The sequence below is a fragment of the Micromonospora sp. NPDC049580 genome (assembly GCF_040675595.1).
Lineage (GTDB): Bacteria > Actinomycetota > Actinomycetes > Mycobacteriales > Micromonosporaceae > Micromonospora.
Genome location: NZ_JBFAPG010000093.1, coordinates 1 through 16090 on the forward strand (window position 1 = coordinate 1; position 16090 = coordinate 16090).

Annotated in this window: 20 protein-coding genes and 1 pseudogene; 10 read left to right on the forward strand and 11 right to left on the reverse strand. The window is 71.5% G+C overall.

The features are described from left to right. Nucleotides 1-52 precede the first annotated feature (52 nt). The 6 genes from AB0J68_RS11080 to AB0J68_RS11105 all read left to right on the forward strand — a co-directional run bounded on the left by AB0J68_RS11080 (nt 53) and on the right by AB0J68_RS11105 (nt 5741). The gene (locus tag AB0J68_RS11080) at nt 53-1045 is read left to right on the forward strand and encodes a sugar ABC transporter permease (protein ID WP_354859775.1); all 993 of its coding nucleotides are present in this window, start codon (nt 53-55) and stop codon (nt 1043-1045) included. Further along, a complete protein-coding gene (locus tag AB0J68_RS11085) occupies nt 1042-1875 on the forward strand; it encodes a carbohydrate ABC transporter permease (protein WP_354859777.1) in 834 nt (277 codons plus the stop codon). Before AB0J68_RS11080 ends, AB0J68_RS11085 begins: the two co-directional genes overlap by 4 nt. Continuing rightward, nucleotides 1872-3251 (forward strand): GH1 family beta-glucosidase, encoded by a 1380-nt coding sequence (locus AB0J68_RS11090; RefSeq protein ID WP_354859778.1) that lies wholly within the window; start codon nt 1872-1874, stop codon nt 3249-3251. Before AB0J68_RS11085 ends, AB0J68_RS11090 begins: the two co-directional genes overlap by 4 nt. 19 nt (nt 3252-3270) lie before the next feature. Continuing rightward, nucleotides 3271-4278 (forward strand): LacI family DNA-binding transcriptional regulator, encoded by a 1008-nt coding sequence (locus AB0J68_RS11095; protein WP_354859779.1) that lies wholly within the window; start codon nt 3271-3273, stop codon nt 4276-4278. 151 nt (nt 4279-4429) lie between these two features. Next, nucleotides 4430-4843 carry a RidA family protein gene (locus tag AB0J68_RS11100; RefSeq protein WP_355135587.1) on the forward strand — a complete coding sequence of 138 codons (414 nt, stop codon included), beginning with the start codon at nt 4430-4432 and terminating at the stop codon, nt 4841-4843. A 1-nt stretch (nt 4844) separates the two neighbouring features. Beyond that, on the forward strand, nt 4845-5741 hold the full coding sequence (locus AB0J68_RS11105) for a GNAT family N-acetyltransferase (protein ID WP_355135589.1): 897 nt from the start codon (nt 4845-4847) through the stop codon (nt 5739-5741). Here AB0J68_RS11105 and AB0J68_RS11110 read toward each other — a convergent pair whose 3' ends face one another. After that, the gene (locus tag AB0J68_RS11110) at nt 5742-5879 is read right to left on the reverse strand and encodes a hypothetical protein (RefSeq protein ID WP_363937865.1); all 138 of its coding nucleotides are present in this window, start codon (nt 5877-5879) and stop codon (nt 5742-5744) included. Between the two features lie 125 nt (nt 5880-6004). Next, nucleotides 6005-6286 carry a hypothetical protein gene (locus AB0J68_RS11115; protein WP_363937868.1) on the reverse strand — a complete coding sequence of 94 codons (282 nt, stop codon included), beginning with the start codon at nt 6284-6286 and terminating at the stop codon, nt 6005-6007. A 194-nt stretch (nt 6287-6480) separates the two neighbouring features. Here AB0J68_RS11115 and AB0J68_RS11120 point away from each other — a divergent pair, with 194 nt between their 5' ends. Together AB0J68_RS11120 and AB0J68_RS11125 are read left to right on the forward strand one after the other, a co-directional pair. Further along, entirely contained in the window at nt 6481-7227 is a 747-nt protein-coding gene (locus AB0J68_RS11120; RefSeq protein WP_354859792.1) for a helix-turn-helix transcriptional regulator, read from the forward strand. Further along, nucleotides 7224-7412: a DUF397 domain-containing protein gene (locus AB0J68_RS11125; protein ID WP_354859857.1), complete on the forward strand. Its 189-nt coding sequence runs from the start codon at nt 7224-7226 to the stop codon at nt 7410-7412. The genes AB0J68_RS11120 and AB0J68_RS11125 overlap by 4 nt, the downstream gene beginning before the upstream one ends. A gap of 338 nt (nt 7413-7750) precedes the next feature. On the opposite strand, the gene AB0J68_RS11130 is transcribed toward AB0J68_RS11125, so the two are convergent. Both AB0J68_RS11130 and AB0J68_RS11135 read right to left on the reverse strand, forming a co-directional pair. Next, nucleotides 7751-8266, reverse strand: coding sequence for an O-acetyl-ADP-ribose deacetylase (locus AB0J68_RS11130; protein ID WP_363937871.1), 516 nt, complete (start codon nt 8264-8266; stop codon nt 7751-7753). Between the two features lies 1 nt (nt 8267). Continuing rightward, a complete protein-coding gene (locus AB0J68_RS11135) occupies nt 8268-9059 on the reverse strand; it encodes an EI24 domain-containing protein (protein ID WP_354859795.1) in 792 nt (263 codons plus the stop codon). 68 nt (nt 9060-9127) lie between these two features. Between AB0J68_RS11135 and AB0J68_RS11140 the strand changes: the two genes are divergently transcribed. Continuing rightward, nucleotides 9128-10111: a WYL domain-containing protein gene (locus AB0J68_RS11140; protein WP_363937874.1), complete on the forward strand. Its 984-nt coding sequence runs from the start codon at nt 9128-9130 to the stop codon at nt 10109-10111. 45 nt (nt 10112-10156) lie between these two features. On the opposite strand, the gene AB0J68_RS11145 is transcribed toward AB0J68_RS11140, so the two are convergent. From AB0J68_RS11145 to AB0J68_RS11170, 6 genes and pseudogenes are all read right to left on the reverse strand, one after another. Continuing rightward, nucleotides 10157-11071, reverse strand: coding sequence for an SDR family oxidoreductase (locus AB0J68_RS11145; protein WP_363937877.1), 915 nt, complete (start codon nt 11069-11071; stop codon nt 10157-10159). A 46-nt stretch (nt 11072-11117) separates the two neighbouring features. After that, on the reverse strand, nt 11118-11855 hold the full coding sequence (locus AB0J68_RS11150) for an alanyl-tRNA editing protein (protein ID WP_363937879.1): 738 nt from the start codon (nt 11853-11855) through the stop codon (nt 11118-11120). A gap of 11 nt (nt 11856-11866) precedes the next feature. Next, on the reverse strand, nt 11867-12754 hold the full coding sequence (locus AB0J68_RS11155) for an alpha/beta hydrolase (protein WP_363937881.1): 888 nt from the start codon (nt 12752-12754) through the stop codon (nt 11867-11869). Then, the gene (locus tag AB0J68_RS11160) at nt 12751-13065 is read right to left on the reverse strand and encodes a DUF2516 family protein (protein WP_234582317.1); all 315 of its coding nucleotides are present in this window, start codon (nt 13063-13065) and stop codon (nt 12751-12753) included. The genes AB0J68_RS11155 and AB0J68_RS11160 overlap by 4 nt, the downstream gene beginning before the upstream one ends. Before the next feature lie 71 nt (nt 13066-13136). After that, on the reverse strand, nt 13137-13859 hold the full coding sequence (locus tag AB0J68_RS11165; RefSeq protein WP_354859806.1) for a hypothetical protein: 723 nt from the start codon (nt 13857-13859) through the stop codon (nt 13137-13139). 161 nt (nt 13860-14020) lie between these two features. Next, a pseudogene (locus AB0J68_RS11170) lies at nt 14021-14575 on the reverse strand (helix-turn-helix transcriptional regulator); the annotation flags it as partial. 112 nt (nt 14576-14687) lie between these two features. Here AB0J68_RS11170 and AB0J68_RS11175 point away from each other — a divergent pair. Beyond that, nucleotides 14688-15485 (forward strand): alpha/beta hydrolase, encoded by a 798-nt coding sequence (locus tag AB0J68_RS11175; protein ID WP_363937885.1) that lies wholly within the window; start codon nt 14688-14690, stop codon nt 15483-15485. A gap of 246 nt (nt 15486-15731) precedes the next feature. Here the strand turns inward: AB0J68_RS11175 and AB0J68_RS11180 are convergent. After that, the coding region (locus tag AB0J68_RS11180; protein WP_363937887.1) for an asparaginase at nt 15732-16090 on the reverse strand (359 nt) is incomplete at its 5' end.

A 16090-nucleotide genomic window follows, 5' to 3' on the forward strand; every position in this document is an offset into this window, starting at 1 on the left:
CGGGCTCCGGGACCCGGGATCCCGCCCGCACGACGGAAAGGAGTCCCCGGGCATGACCGTCCAGCTCGACGCCCGACCGCCGGTCGCACCGGCAGCCGGGCACCAACGCCGATCGTCGGGTCGGCTCAGCCGGCTCGACACCCGCTTCTCGCCGTACCTCTTCATCGCCCCGTTCTTCCTGATCTTCGGAGTCTTCGGGGCGTATCCGCTGGCGTACACCTTCTGGGTCTCGCTGCACGACTGGGACCTGCTCGGCACCGACCACCCGTTCGTCGGCGCGGAGAACTACACCCGGCTGCTCGCCGACGCCGACTTCTGGCACGCGCTGGTCAACACGATGGGCATCTTCGTCATCTCCACGGTGCCGCAGCTGCTCGCCGCGCTCTGGTTGGCCAACCTCCTGAATCGAGGGCTGCGGGCGCGTACGGGCTGGCGGATGGCGGTGCTCGTCCCCAACGTCACCTCCACCGCCGCCGTGGCGATCGTCTTCGGGGTGCTCTTCGGCCGCGAGTTCGGCATGATCAACTGGCTGCTCGACCTGGTCGGGATGGACGCGATCGAGTGGAAGTCCAACCGGGTCGCCTCCTGGGTGGCCATCTCCGCCATGGTCGACTGGCGGTGGACCGGCTACAACGCGCTGATCCTCCTGGCCGCGATGCAGGCCATCCCCCGCGACCTGTACGAGGCGGCGGCGATCGACGGCGCCAACCGCGCCCGGCAGTTCTGGTCGGTCACCGTGCCACTGCTCAAACCGACGATCATCTTCTGCACGATCATCGCCACCATCGGCGGCCTGCAACTCTTCACCGAGCCCCGGATGTTCAACTCCGGCACCAACCCGATCCGCGGCGGGCCGCTGCGCGAGTCGCAGACCCTGACCATGTACATGTTCGAGAACGCCTTCGCGCCGCACTACAACTTCGGTTACGGCTCGGCGGTGGCGTGGCTCCTCTTCGCGCTCATCGCGATCGTCGCGGCGGTCAACGTGCTGATCCTGCGCCGACTCGGCGGCGGGGCCGGCCCTCGCAAAGGAGCAACCCGATGAGCCGCCTCTGGCGGGCGAGCCCGCTCACCTACCTGGCCCTGATGTTCGCCGCCGTTCTGTCGATCTTCCCGATCTGGTGGATGTTCGTCGTCGCCAGTCGCAGCAACGACGCGATGGGCCAACTGCCACCCCCGGTCACACCGGGCGGCAACCTGGGCGCGAACATCGCCCGCCTGTTCGACAACACCGACGCGTACTTCCTCACCGGTCTGATCAACTCGGTGATCGTGGCCACCACGGTGACCGTCTCGGTGGTGTTCTTCTCCAGCCTGGCCGGGTTCGCCTTCGCGAAGCTGCGCTTCCGGGGGCGCAACGCGCTGCTGTTGGTGATCATCGCGACGATGATGGTGCCGACGCAGCTCGGCGTGATCCCGCTCTACCTCCTCATGACCAAGTTGCAGTGGAACGACAGGCTGCCCGCGGTGATCGTCCCGGTGCTGGTCACCGGCTTCGGGGTGTTCATGATGCGGCAGTACGCCGGCCAGGCCATCAGCGACGAGCTCATCGAGGCCGCCCGGATGGACGGCTGCGGCACCCCGCGGATCTGGTGGCACGTGGTGCTGCCGGCGCTGCGCCCGGCCGCCGCCGTGCTCGGCCTGCTCACGTTCATGACCACCTGGAACGACTTCCTGTGGCCGTACGCTGTGCTGAACGACCCGGCGAACCCGACCGTTCAGCTCTCCCTGCGAGCGCTGTCCGACGGGTATTACCAGGACATGTCGCAGGTGTTCACCGGGACGGCCATCGCGACGCTCCCCCTGCTGCTGGTCTTCGTGCTGTTCGGCCGCCAGATCATCGGCGGGATCATGGAAGGTGCGGTCAAGGCGTGAATGAACTCCGGTTTCCCGAGCACTTCCTCTGGGGTGCGGCCACCGCCGCGTACCAGATCGAGGGCGCGGCCCGCGACGACGGTCGCGGCCCGTCCATCTGGGACACCTTCTGCCGTACGCCAGGCAAGGTGTACCAGGGCCACACCGGCGACGTCGCCTGCGACCACTACCACCGATACGCCGACGACGTGGCGCTGATGGCCGAGCTGGGCCTGCGGGCGTACCGGTTCTCGGTCGCCTGGCCCCGGATCCAGCCCGACGGCAGCGGCCCGGTCAACCCGCGCGGGCTGGACTTCTACGACCGGCTCACCGACACCCTGCTCGCCCGGGGCATCGATCCGATCGTCACCCTCTACCACTGGGACCTGCCGCAGAGCCTGGAAGACCGGGGCGGCTGGACCAACCGGGACACCGCCGAGCACTTCGCCACGTACGCCACCGCCGTGTACGCCCGCCTCGGCGACCGGATCGACGTCTGGACCACGCTCAACGAGCCGTGGTGCTCGGCCTACCTCGGTTACGGCAACGGGGTGCACGCGCCGGGCGAGCAGGACGGCGCGGCGGCCTTCACCGCCGTACACCATCTGCTGCTCGGGCACGGCCTGGCGGCGCGGGCGCTGCGGGCGGCCGGCGCGCGCAGCGTCGGCATCACCGTCAACCCGGCCGATGTACGGCCGGCGGACCCGCAGAGCGCGGCCGACGCCGCCGCCGTCCGCCTGGTCGACGGCCTGCACAACCGGATCTTCCTCGACCCGCTGCTGGCCGGGGGCTATCCCGACGACGTACGCGAGCACGTGGCCCGCATCGTCGAGCCGACGTTCATCCGCGACGGCGACGAGAAGCTGATCGCCGCCCCGATCGACCTGCTCGGCATCAACTACTACGCGCCCACCTACGTCGCCGGCCGCCCCGACGGCGACGGCGACGGCGCCTACCCGGGCACCGAGGGCGCGGTGCACTTCCTGCCGCCGGCCGGGCCGCTCACCGACATGGGCTGGATGATCGAGCCGTCCGGGCTGACCCGGTTGTTGGAGCGAATCGCCACCGACTACCCGGGTGTGCCGCTGCTGATCACCGAGAACGGCGCGGCGTTCCCCGACAAGGCGGGCACCGACTCGCCGGCCGGGCCGGGACAGGTGATCGACAACGACCGGATCGCCTACCTCGACGGGCACCTGCGGGCGGCGCACGAGGCGATCTCCCGGGGCGTGGATCTGCGCGGGTATCTCGTATGGTCATTCCTGGACAACTTCGAGTGGTCGGAGGGTTACCGCAAGCGGTTCGGGATCGTGCACGTCGACTACCTGACCCAGCGGCGCACACCGAAGGCCAGCGCCCGGTGGTACCAGGAGGTGATCTCCCGGAACGGGCTGTGACGAGCGGGGGAGAGTCGCGATGACCACTGCACAGCGGCCGACGCTCGAGGCGGTGGCGGCACGGGCCGGGGTGTCCCGGGCCACCGTCTCCCGGGTCGTCAACGGCTCCACCACCGTCGCCGAACCCATCCGGGAGGCCGTCAACCGGGCGGTCGCCGAGCTGGGGTACGTGCCCAACCTGGCCGCCCGCAGCCTGGTCACCCAGCGGACCGACTCGATCGCCCTGGTCATGCCGGAGGCGGCCACCCGGGTCTTCTCCGACGACCAGGTCTTCCCCGGCATCATCCGGGGCGTCAGTCAGGAGTTGGAGGCCGCCGACAAGCAACTGGTCCTGATGCTGGCCGGCTCACCGGCCGGGCACCAGCGGGTCGAGCGGTACACCACCGGTCGCCACGTCGACGGAGTGCTCTTCGCCTCGCTGCACGGCGCCGATCCGCTGCCCGGCACGCTGGCCCGGCTCGGCATCCCCGTGGTGGTCAGCGGCCGGCCGCTCGGCGACGTACCCGTGCCGTACGTCGACGTGGACCACGTCGGCGGGGTCACCGCCGCCGTCCGACACATGATCGACGGTGGTCGCCGGCGGATCGCCACCATCGCCGGCCCGCAGGACATGGTTGCCGGGATCGAACGGCTGATCGGCTACCGGGAGACGGTGGCCGCCGCCGGGCTGCCCGAGCTGATCGCCGTCGGCGACTTCACCCGGGAGTCCGGTGCGGCGGCGATGGACCGCCTGCTCGCCGACCATCCCGACCTGGACGGGGTGTTCGCCGCCTCCGACCTGATGGCACATGCCGCCCTGCGCACGCTGCGGGCGGCCGGCCGGCGGGTGCCGGAGGACGTCGCGGTGATCGGCTTCGACGACATCGAAACCGCCGCCTACACCGAGCCGCCGCTGACGACCGTCCGGCAACCGATCGTGGAACTCGGCCGACGGATGACCCGGCAACTGCTCCGGCTGGCGGCCGGCGAAGCGATCGAACCGGCCGTCATGCTCGATACCGAGCTGATCATCCGCGCGTCGGCCTGACCCGTCTCGCTCTCAAGATCCGCTTTCAAGATCCGCACAACTTCGGTGTTGTTGCTGCTTCCCGGCGTCGGGAGGCAGCAACAACCCTGAAGTTGCTGCCCGGCGCGTTAATGCGTCGCCACCGTGCGCGATCGTCGTTAGCCTCGCCGGCATGCCGGATCCTGTCGCGTTGCTGCACGTGCCCGCTCTCTCCGACGTCGCCGAGTACGCGTACGCGGCCACCGTCGAGCCGCCCGCCCGCCTGGTGTTCACCGCCGGGGCGTGCCCGCTGGACGCCGAGGGCCGCACCGTCGCGCCGGGTGACCATGCCGCGCAGGCCCGGCAGGTGCTGGCGAACATGGAGACCGCCCTCGGCGCGGCCGACGCGCGGCTCACCGACGTCGTCAAGACCACCGTGTACGTGGCATCGTCGCGGCAGGCCGACCTGGTGACCGTCTGGGAGGTGGTCCGGGACTTCTTCGGCGACCACGATCCGCCCAGCACCCTGCTGGGTGTGGCCGTGCTCGGCTACACCGACCAGCTCGTCGAGGTCGAGGCCGTCGCCGCCGTACGGACGGGGGCCTGAGATGCGCATCCGTGTGGCGCAGCCCGACGACGCCCCGGGCGTGGTGGCCCTGCGGGCGAACGTCCACCCGTACCTGGTGCGTGGGGTCGAGTCGACCCGCAAGATGATCGCCGAACCACCGCCGATCGACGGCTGGACCGCGTTCGTGGCCGAGGTCGACGGCCAGGTGGTCGGCTGGACGTCCGCCGAGCCCAACACCTCGACATCGGTGCAGGGTTTCGGCGACGTCAGCATGCTGCACGTGCACCCCGAGCACCGCCGCAGGGGAATCGGGACGGCGCTGTTGACCGCCGCGACCGACCACCTCCGCCCTCTCGGGGTCCGCCGCGTACGCACCATGGCCGCAGCGGACTCGCTGCCCTTCGCCCGCCGGCACGGTTTCACGCCCAGCCGCGAGGTGCGCTACTCGGCGCTGGACCTGACCCCGCCGCCCGCGCTGCCCGAGCCGCCTCCGGGTGTACGACTGCGGCCGATCGCCGAGCTGGACCCGCACCTGCTCTACGAGGCGAACGTCGCCGCAGCCGTCGACGAACCCGGTGACGTACCCGTCGACGCGGTCACCTTCGAGAGCTGGCAGTACGACGTGTGGGACAACCTCGGACTGGACAAGACCGCCAGCACCGCCGCCGAGGTCGACGGCGAGGTGGCCGCGTTCAGCCTGGTCAAGCGGGACGGGGAGCGGATGTGGTCGGACTACACCTGTTCCGTCCCGACGTACCGGGGTCGAGGGCTCGCCCGACTGGCCAAGACGGCGGCGCTGCACCGGGCCGCCGAAGCCGGCGTACGGGTCGCGTACACCTCGAACGACGAGTCCAACGCGCCGATGCTGGCGATCAACGCCCGGCTGGGCTACCGACCGGTGGCGACCCTGTGGGCCTGCCTGGCCGACCTGACCTGATCAGTCAGCTCGGTTGTCGCTGCGCGGGCGCGTCCACTCCAGGAACCGCGCGACGTACACCGCGGGGTCCGGGCGCAAGCCGAGCTTCAGCGCGTCGGCGAACGCCTCCCACGCGAGCGTGGTCAACATGAGCAGCATCCCGACCCGGTCGCCATGCCAGCGGGACAGCAGCGACAACCGCGCGGCTGAACACGGCCAGTGGACACCGCAGCGGGTACAGCGCCAGTGCGGCAGCCCGGGGTGATGCGGACGCGGACGCGGGCTCATCCGGCGCAGATGGGCTTGCGGGCGGTCGGCCGGCGAATGGTCGGCCGGACGTTCAGCGGTTGTACGCCTTCGCGTCGCACGTAGAGCTCACGCCGGGCGATCGCGTCGCCGCGCGCGCCCAGCTCGTACGCGTCCAGCCACACCCACCCGTCGTACGTGTCCCACTCCAACTCGCGGATGACCCGCACGGTTATCGGATGCAGGAACTGCACGCTCGCGGTGGCCGACAGGCGTAGCAGGTCGCCGGCCCGGAATGTCGGTCCTGGTGCTGCGGGCATGTTTCCCCCTCCGTGGGCTAGGAGGGGCCGCCCCTGAGTGCTTGCCCACGAGGCGGCCCCGGGCTGACACCGCCGCCGGGCTACGCCTCCACCAGCAGTGCCGCTCAACTGACACCCTGCCGAGAGGAGCTGGACGGCTACACCCCGTAGATATACGTTCAATAGACGTTGGGGACGTCCAGTAGGAGGCGACCGTGAATCAGGCGCTACGGGCTGCACTGGCGGACTCGGGCGAGACTGTGGAGAGTCTTGCCGAGCGGGTGGGAGTAGACCCCAAGACGGTTGCACGCTGGGTCACGCCGGGCAGAGTTCCCCACCCCCGCCACCGAGCGGCAGCGGCGAGCGTCCTAGGGCTTGATGTGGGGGACATTTGGCCGGACGTTTTAAAGCGCCGTGAGCCGGCGTGGCTGCGGCCGTGGGTCGAGACAGAGCTTCAGGCGACCGCCCTCCGCGCGTTTCAGGTTTCTGTGATTCCCGGTCTGCTACAGACACCGGAGTACGCGTCGCTAGTCCTCAGTAGCGGGTTGCTGGACGCGGACGAGGTTGCGGGTTACGTCGAAACGCGACTCCGCCGACAGGCGGCGGTCCTTAACCGGCGTAAGCCCCCGCTCTTCATCGCAGTCATCGACGAATGCGCGTTGCGCCGTGGGGAGCCCGACATCATGCATCCCCAGCTAGACCACCTGATCGAAATGGCGCAGCGGCCTAACACCTTCCTTCATGTGTTACCGCTTGACGCGGGCATGCACGCCGGGCAGGCCGGGCCGTTCGTCATTGCTACCACCGAGGATGGCGACGTGGGATACCTGGACGACCAGGCAGCCGGCCGACTGACCAACGAGACAGCCCCGCTCTGGGCCATCTGGGATACGCTGCGATCAGTGGCTCTTCCACGCCGCCACACCATCGACTTCTTGAAGGCACGAACATGGCTGACCTGACCGGCGCCGAATGGCGTACCAGCACCCGAAGCAGCTCTAACGGCGGCGACTGCGTCGAGGTCGCGGACAACCTGCCGGGCGTCGTCGCGGTCCGCGACTCGAAGGATCGCGATGGCGGCACGCTCCGGTTCGACCGTCACACCTGGCGGGGCTTCGTCGACATGGTGAAGACCGCCGCCCTCTGAGCAGCCACATCAACAAGACCCTCGGGTAGACCGGGGGTCTTTCGGTATGCCCACTGCCGGCGATGGCGCACCGATACGACGAGATCTTGGACAGTTTCCGTTACCTGCTAACGGAAACTGTCCAAGATCTGCGGCCGGACCCGCGGGGGCCGGCGGGTCCCCGGGGCCGGCCGGGACCGACGGGCCGGCGAGGGCCGACGGGCCGGCCGGGACCGGCGGGCGCGGCAGCGCCGCGCGAGCGCGTCGCACTTCGAATCCTTGATCACTTGATGGTGACCAGTTCGAACCCGCTTCTGACAACTGGTCAGCATCACGTGATCAAGGAGGGAGCGCGCGCCCTACGCGACGTCGAAGACTTCGCGTGCCGTCGCGTACGTATCCGCGCCGAAGAGCACCAGGCGTGCCTCGGTGACCGTCGCCGGAGTGGCCGACCGCAGCACCGACAGCGCCTGACGGACCGCGTCGTCGACCGGCCATCCGTAGATGCCGGCGGAGATCAGCGGAAACGCGACCGTCGTCGCGCCCAACTCGTCTGCCACGCGCAGGCTGTTGGCGTAACAGTCGCGCAGCAGCGCCGAGCGGTCCTCGGTGGACGACCAGACCGGGCCGACGGTGTGGATCACCCAACGGGCGGGCAGTTCCCCGGCGGTGGTTGCCACCGCCTGGCCGGTGGGCAGGCCCCTGCCGTACCGGGACGCCCGCAGCGCCCGGCACTCGGCCAGGATGGCTGGCCCGCCGCGTCGGTGGATGGCACCGTCGACTCCGCCGCCGCCGAGCAGGGACGAGTTCGCGGCGTTGACGACGGCATCCACCCGCTGGGCGGTGATGTCCCCCTCGACCAGGGTGATCTCCATGTCAGCTCTCCTCGATCGACTGGCCCAACGAGCGGCGGGCCAGCAGGGTGGCACCGGCGACCGCGGCCGGCATGACCAGCACCGCGCCGAGCGGAATGAGGAAGCAGAGGAAGACCGCCACCCCGAAGCCGAGCGCCATGGGCCGGTCCGCCTTGAGGATCGTCCGGCGTTGCGGCAACCGCATGCCACGTCGGTAGAACGGCGCTCCGACCAGCTCGACGGCGAGGAACCAGCCACCCACCGCCGCCCCGATCACCGGCACGACCGTCTGGCCGACCACCGGAATGAAACCGGCGAAGAAAAGCGGGATGCCGACCAGCGCCGTGAGGGCCACCAGGCGTACCGAGTCGGCGAGGCTGCGGCGCAGTGACGACCAGAACGGCACGTCCACGGCGTCCGGGGTGCCGCCGAGCCGCTCCTCCACCATCTCGGAGATCTTCTCGTAGAACGGGTCACCGATGACCAGGGTGACCGCGGTGAAGCTGACTACCGCGAGCAGGCCACCGAGCCCGATGAAGGCCAGCCCGGCGATCACCCGGACCAGGCTGCGGCCGGTGCTCGACCAGTCGTCGGCGAACGGGGTGACCAGGGCGGCGAGGTCGTCCACGAAGTACACGAGGGTGGCGATCGCGACCACGAAGAGCGCGCCGGAGATCAGCGCCGGCACCAGACCGAGCAGCATGAGCTTCGGGCTGCGGACGTACATGCCCAGTCCGCGCAGGAGCAGCCTGACCCCGAGGAGGAAGCGTCCGACGACCCCGGTCACCGGGCTGGCGATTCTGCTGACGTCCACGATCGAGCAGCCTAACGACAGGTGATCGAATTCGCCGGACGGCGAGCGGCACGAGGCAGGATGGGCGGGTGCGCGCGTCCCGACTGATCTCGCTGCTGCTGCTGTTGCAGTCGCGCGGATCGATGACGGCGGGCGAGCTGGCACGGGAGCTGGAGATTTCCGAGCGGACCGTCTACCGGGACGTCCTGGCGCTCTCCGCAGCGGGCGTGCCGGTCTACGCCGACCGGGGTCGGGCCGGCGGTTACCGCCTGCTCGGCGGCTACCGCACCCGGCTGACCGGTCTGACCCGGGACGAGGCGGAGGCCCTCTTCCTCGCTGGGCTACCCGGGCCGGCCGGTGACATGGGGCTCGCCGACGCGGTCGCGTCCGCCGAGCTGAAGGTGCTCGCCGCGCTGCCACCCGCCCTGCGCGACGCGCCGGCCCGTACCGGGCAGCGGTTCCACCTGGACGTGCCGGGCTGGTTCCGGGAGACGCCGCCACCACCGTGGCTGGCCGAGCTGGCGCGGGCGGTCTGGAGCGACCGGGTGGTGGATCTGCGCTACCGACGCGGCGAGAAGGAGGTGACCCGCCGAGTCCAGCCGTACGGCCTGGTGCTCAAGAGCGGCGTCTGGTATCTGGTCGGCCGGGTCGGCGAGGATGTCCGCACCTACCGGGTGGACCGCGTGACCGGGGTCGAGGTGGGCGAGGAGCACTTCGAGCGCAACGAGGGCTTCGACCTGGCCGGGCACTGGCGGGAGCAGGCCGGGGAATTCCTGCGGACCATGCTGCGGGCCGAGGTGACCGTCCGGCTCAGCCCCGCCGGCCTGCGTCAGCTCCGACGCCTGGTCGATGCCCCTTACGTGTACGACGAGGTGGTCGCCTCCGTGGGCGAGCCCGACGAGCAGGGCTGGGTGGTGGCCCGGCTGCCCGTCGAGTCGGTCGGCGTCGCGTACGCCCAGTTGCTGGCGCTGGGCCCGGAGGTGGAGGCGCTCGACCCGCCGGAGCTGCGCGCACGGATGGCGGACGCGGCACGCCGGGCCGCCGCGCGCTACGACGGCCCGGCCGTGCCGTGACACCGGCCCACAGATCAGCGGGCCCGCAGGTGACCCTTCAGCGAGTCAGCGGTAGCCGGTGACGTCGGCCGGCTTGCCGGCGCCGACCACCTCGGTGATGTACCGGATGGCCTCCGGCTGGCTGCCGTCGACGTCGGTGAAGCCGTACACCTTCGACAGCGTGCCCGCGTCGACGGACTGGCCGTTCCAGCGGGCCTTCTCCTCGTCGGTGGCGAGCGCGGCCACCGCGCGGCCGACGAAGGCTGGCGTCTCCGAGATGAGGAAGTGCGGGTCGGTGGCGGCCCCGTCGCGCCAGTTCTCCTCGGTGACGCCGAAGTGCTCCAGCATGGCCTCGGAGCGGAGCCAGCCGGGGGTGAGCGCGACCGCCGTGCCGCCGTGCGGCTTCAGCTCGTGCGCCTGGGTGAAGGCGAGCCGGTTGACCGAGACCTTGGCCAGATCGTAGAAGACCGAGAGGCGGTAGTTCTCGTCGTTGTACGCCTTGGTGCCGTCGCCGATCTCCACGACCAGGCCACCGGGCTGACGGATCAGCAGCGGCAGGGCGAAGTGGCTGGTGATGATGTGCGTGTCGACGGCCAGCCGCAGGGTGCGGAAACCCGCCTCCAGCGGCTGCTCCCAGACCGGCTTGTCCCAGGTCACCAGGGGGTCGCCGCCCCAGATGTCGTTGACCAGCACGTCGAGTCGGCCCTGCTCGGCGTCGATCCGGGCGACCAGGTCGCGGACCTGTTCGGGCACCAGGTGGTCGACCTGCACGGCGACGCCGGTGCCGCCGGCCGCGGTGACCAGCTCGGCGGTCTCCTCGATGGTCTCCGGCCGGTCCATCTCCGAACGGCCGGCGCGGCTGCTGCGACCGGTGGCGTACACGGTGGCGCCGGCGGCACCCAACTGGACCGCGATCTGACGACCGGCGCCCCGCGTGGCACCGGCGACGAGCCCGATCTTTCCTGCGAGCGGTTGTGTCATGCCTGCGAGGCTGCCAGCGATACCTGACAGCCGGCGTCCGAATTTGTCAGTCCACCAACCGGACGCGGACCCGGCGGTTGGCCCGACCCTTGCTCTCCACCTTGACCACCTGCACCTTGCCGATCTGGGCGGTGGACGCGACATGGGTGCCGCCGTCGGCCTGCACGTCCAGTCCGACGATGTCGACGATCCGGACCTCCTGCTCGTCCGGCGGGATGAGGTTGGACTGGGTACGGATGATGTCCGGAAGGGCCAGCGCCTCGGTGCGCGGCAGCACCCGGGTGGCGACCGCGCGGTCGGCGGCCACCTCGGCGTTGACCAGCTCCTCGATCCGGCTCTTGAAGTCCGGCGGAACCTCGGGGAGGTTGAAGTCCATCCGGGCCTCGCCGACCTCCATCGAGTTGCCCGTGACCAGCGCGCCGAAGTCGCGGAACACCACGCCGCAGAGCACGTGCAGGCCAGAGTGGGTACGCATCAGACGGGTGCGGCGCTCGTCCTCCACCGCGCCGACGACCTCGGTGCCGACCGGCGGCAGCGGGTCACCCTCGGCGGGGATCAGGTACGGGTCGTCGCCCTTGCGGGTGCCGACGATCCGGGTCTGCACGCCCTGCCAGAGCAACACGCCGTGATCCGGCGGTTGGCCGCCGCCGCCCGGGTAGAACGCCGAGCGGTCCAGGACGATGCCCTGCTCCGGGTCGGCGTGCAGGACCGTGCAGGTCCACTCACGCAGGGTCGGGTCGGCGAGATCCAGCCGGTGCGTCCGGCCATGCTGTGTGACGCCCATGACAGGCCACGTTACCCGTTGAGGAAGCCGGAGATCCGCTCCCGCAGGTCGGCGCGTTCCGTCCAGAGCACCCCCGGTCGGTCGTACACGTGCAGGGTGGCCTGGGGCAGCGCGGCGGCGAGCTGCTCGGCGACCTCGACCGGGTGCAGGTCGTCGCCCGCGCAGCCGATCACCAGGGCCGGCGCGGTGACCGCCGCCAGGGCGGTCGCGTCCTGCAGCGGCGCCTGCTCCGGAAGCGTGGCCAGGCCGTCGGCCAGACCGTCGCGGAGCAGCTGGTCGAGCCGCTGCCGCAGGTACGCCCAGCCGGCCGGCGTGTTGCGGACCGCCGCCGGCAGCTCCAGCGCGACGACGTCGGCGACCGCCGACGCCTCGCCGCTCTCGACGGCCTCCAGCAGGGCGGTGATGCGGTCCCGGGCGACCGGACCGCGGGGCTGGTCGAGGACCGCCGGCAGGAAGAACACCAGTTTCTCGAAGCGCTCCGGGCTCTCGGCCAGCAGGCGGCACAGTGCGCCCGCGCCGAGGCTCGCCCCGAACGCCCGGCGGGCGCCGCCCAGATCCGCGATGGCCCGCAGATCGCGGGCCAGGTCGAGGTAGGTCCACGGGCCGGCCGGCGCCTCGGAGCGACCGTGACCCCGGAACTGGAAGAACAGCCGACGACCGGCCACCCCGCTGCCGAACGGGCGTGTGGTGGCGATCCCGTTGCCCAGCCCGTGCGCGAACACGGTGACCGGGTCACCGACGCCGGTGACCAGGCGCTCCAGCTGCACGCCGTGCGGGGTGGCGACCAGCTCCGTCTCCGGCTCCGGCAGAGCCGGCCGGCCGGTACGCGGCCCGCCCGGACCCGGCCCCCAGGTGCGGGGGCCGCTGTCGGGCGGAGGCGGCCAGCGAAAACCTCTCACCAGAACCCTTTGCCGTCACTGAGGTCGCGGAGACCGACCCGGACGTCGAGCAGATAGATCAGCGCGGCGGCGATGCCGATCAGTCCGAAGAGGCTGATCGGACCGCGGCTGAGCAGGATCAGCACGAGGCAGACCGCCAGGATGGCGATCCAGCCACCCTTGGGCAGCGTCCCGATGGCGGAGAAGGCGTCGGAGCGCTGCGTGATGGCATGCACCAACGCGACACCCTGGATGATCAACGCGAAGACGAGCAGGATCAGCTCGATCACGTAACGGACTTCGAACGCGAAGATCGGCGCGGCGGTGGCCATGCCGGCAAGTTTATGTCGGCGACCCCGACTACGTCCGTCAAGGACGCCGTCGGGATCGCCGACAGGACGAACTACTCGGCCGCCGGGCGGGTCCGCTTGGTGGCCCGGGGCAGCTTGGCCGACGGGGTCTCGGCCGGCTTCGCGGCCTTCGCCCGGGCAGCCTTCTTGACGGCGGCCGGCTTGGCCTCGGCGATCTCGGCCACCTCGGCCGGGCTCGGCACCTCGGCCGGGGCCGGGGTCACAGCCGGGGCGGTGGCAGCCGGCGCGGCCGGGGCGGGCGCGGCCTGGGTGGCCTCGATGTCGGCGTTGACCGTCTCGGCGGCCTCCAGCACACCAGCGCCGACGACCCGCTCACCACGGGCCACCAGCGCGCCGTACGCGGCGTACGCCCGCTCCTGCGCGGCCTGGGCACCCGCGATCACCACGGCGGCGTTGCGGGTCGCGGCGGTCCGCAACTTGTCGATGTCGGCGACCTCGCGGAGCTTGGTCAGGTCGGCCGCCTCGCGGAGCTTGGTCAGGTCAGCCGCCTCGCGCAGCTTGGCCAGGTCCAGCTCGGCCTGCGCGCGACCGCGCAGGGTCTCGGCGGTCTCGTTGGCGGTACGCAGCGTCTCGGTGGCCTTCTGGCGCAGCTCGAAACCGGTCAGCACGGCCCGGCCGCCGAGGTCGGCGACGACCCGGGTGCCGTGGAGACCGACGGCCGCGGGCAGCTTGCGCAACTGCTCGAGGGCCAACTCGGCGGCACCGGCGGCGGCGTAGATCGGGGCGGGGATGCGGTTGGTCTTCGGCTCGGTCATGACGTCTCCTCCTCGGCCGCCTCGGCGGCCTTGCGGACCGCCGGTCCGGCGGCCTTCTTCTCGGGGGTGCTGGTGCTGCTCTTCTCGGGGGTGCTGGTGCTGCTGCCCGGGGCGGGGGCGGTGCCCGCCTCGATGACGGCGACCGACTCGAGCACGGCCTCGGTCGGGGTGCCGCCCGCGGTGGTGGGGCCGGTGGCGGCCAGGTTGGCCACGTCGGCCGGCTCGTCGGCGACGTCGGTCGGGATGGTCGCCCCGGTCACTCCGCCGCTGCCGGCGACATCCGGGTTCCCGCTGGCCGGGCCCGCGGCGGCCGAACCTTCGGCGGCCGGGCTCTCGGCGGCCGGGCCTTCGGCGGCGGCCTGGGCCTCGGCGAGGCGGGCGTTCTCCCGGCGGAACGTCTCGTAGATCTGGCTGAGCGACTGCTTCTGGGCCATCGTGAGGTCGGGGTCCACCGCGATGGCGGCGAGCACCCCGTGGCCCTCCTTGTCGTCGAGCAGCCCGGCCCGCAGGTACATCGCCGGGGTCGAGACCCGCAGCGCGCTGGCCAGTTGCTGGAGCACCTCGGCGCTGGGCTTGCGCAGCCCGCGCTCGATCTGGCTGAGGTACGGGTTGCTGACCCCCGCCTGCTCGGCGAGCTGACGCAGCGAGATCTTGGCGTTGCGCCGCAGATCGCGGATGAACCCGCCGACGTCGGGAAGGTCCTTGGGTGTGGCCATGGACACGACGCTAATGCCGCCTGCTAGCTCTTGCAAGCGAAATGCTTGCCAAAGTTAGCAAGGTCTCAGCATCACGTTTGCGCGCCGCTCGCCGGATCCGTACGGTCCGTTGGTGCACAAGATCACAGTCAACGGAGCACTTCTCTCGTACGACGAGGTCGGCAGCGGTTCGCCCGTCGTGCTGCTGCACGCCGGCATCGCGGACCGGCGGATGTGGCGGGGCGTCGTGCCCGCGCTCGCCGCCCGGCACCGGGTGATCGTCCCGGACCTGCGCGGGTACGGCGACTCCGAGCTGCCCCCGACGCCGTTCGCGCACCACGACGACGTGGCCGGCCTGCTGGACGCCCTCGACCTGCCCCGGGCCGCGCTGGTCGGCTGCTCCTTCGGTGGATCGGTCGCCGTCGACACCGCGCTCGCGCACCCGGACCGGGTGAGCGCGCTCGCCCTCTTCGACACGGCGCTCTCCGGCAACGAGTGGTCCGACGAGGCCAACGACCTCTGGGACGACCTGGTCGGCGAGGTCGACCCGGACGACTTCGTCGCCGGGGCGGCCGGCGAGGTGCGGTTCTGGGTGGTCGGGCCCGGCCGCCAGCCGGCCGACGTCGACCCCGAACTGCTGGCGTTCGCGCAGGAGATGGACCAGCGCGCCCTGGCCGCCGAGCTCGCGCTCGGCGCGGTGGAGGTGGGCGAGCTGACGCCTCCGGCGATCGGCCGCCTCAGCGAGCTGCGGGTGCCCGTCCTGGTCACCGCCGGCGCCGCCGACGTACCGGACATCAGCCGCCTCGCCGACCGGATCGCCGCCGAGGTCCCCGGCGCGGTACGGCTGCCGGATGTGCCGGATGCCGCACACCTGTTGCCGCTGGAGCGTCCGGAGCCCGTCAACGCCGCCCTGCTCGACTTCCTGAGCTGACCGGCGGCGCGCGCCGCCCTGACCGCGCGGCGCGCACAGCCCTGACCGCCCCTCGGCCAGCGACGCCAAGGGGCCGCCGACGGCCCCGCACCCCCGGCCGCCAGCAGACCCGCCGCCAACGACGGGGCTGACGCCACGACGAGCGCTATACCTCAGAGTCATATTCATGCCTGTGAGGTATAGCGCTCGATCAGGCGTTGGCCGCCGTGCCGGGCAGCCGGATCGCCGACCGGTGGACCGGTGGTGTCACCAGAGCGGGCGGACCGCCCCGACCGGAACGCCACCGCCGAAGAGCGGCACCTCGGCGTACTCGGCCAGCACCGGCGCGTCCACACCGAGCCGGCGCAGCGCGGAGACCAGCACCGGCATCCGGGCCCGGTCGGCTCCATCGTCGATCTTCAGAGCCACCGCGCCGACGCCCGGCAGCCCCACCGCGAACACGCCCTCGGCGCCGACCTTGGCCAGCAGGCCCGGGACACCGCGCATCAGCCGGGTGTCGTCGGCCTGGGTGCCACCGACGATCTCCGGGTGCGCCCGCATCGCGTCGGCCACCGTGCGCGGCGCCGAGCCCGGCTCGGCGCCGACCAGCCGGAGGTACCCCCCGG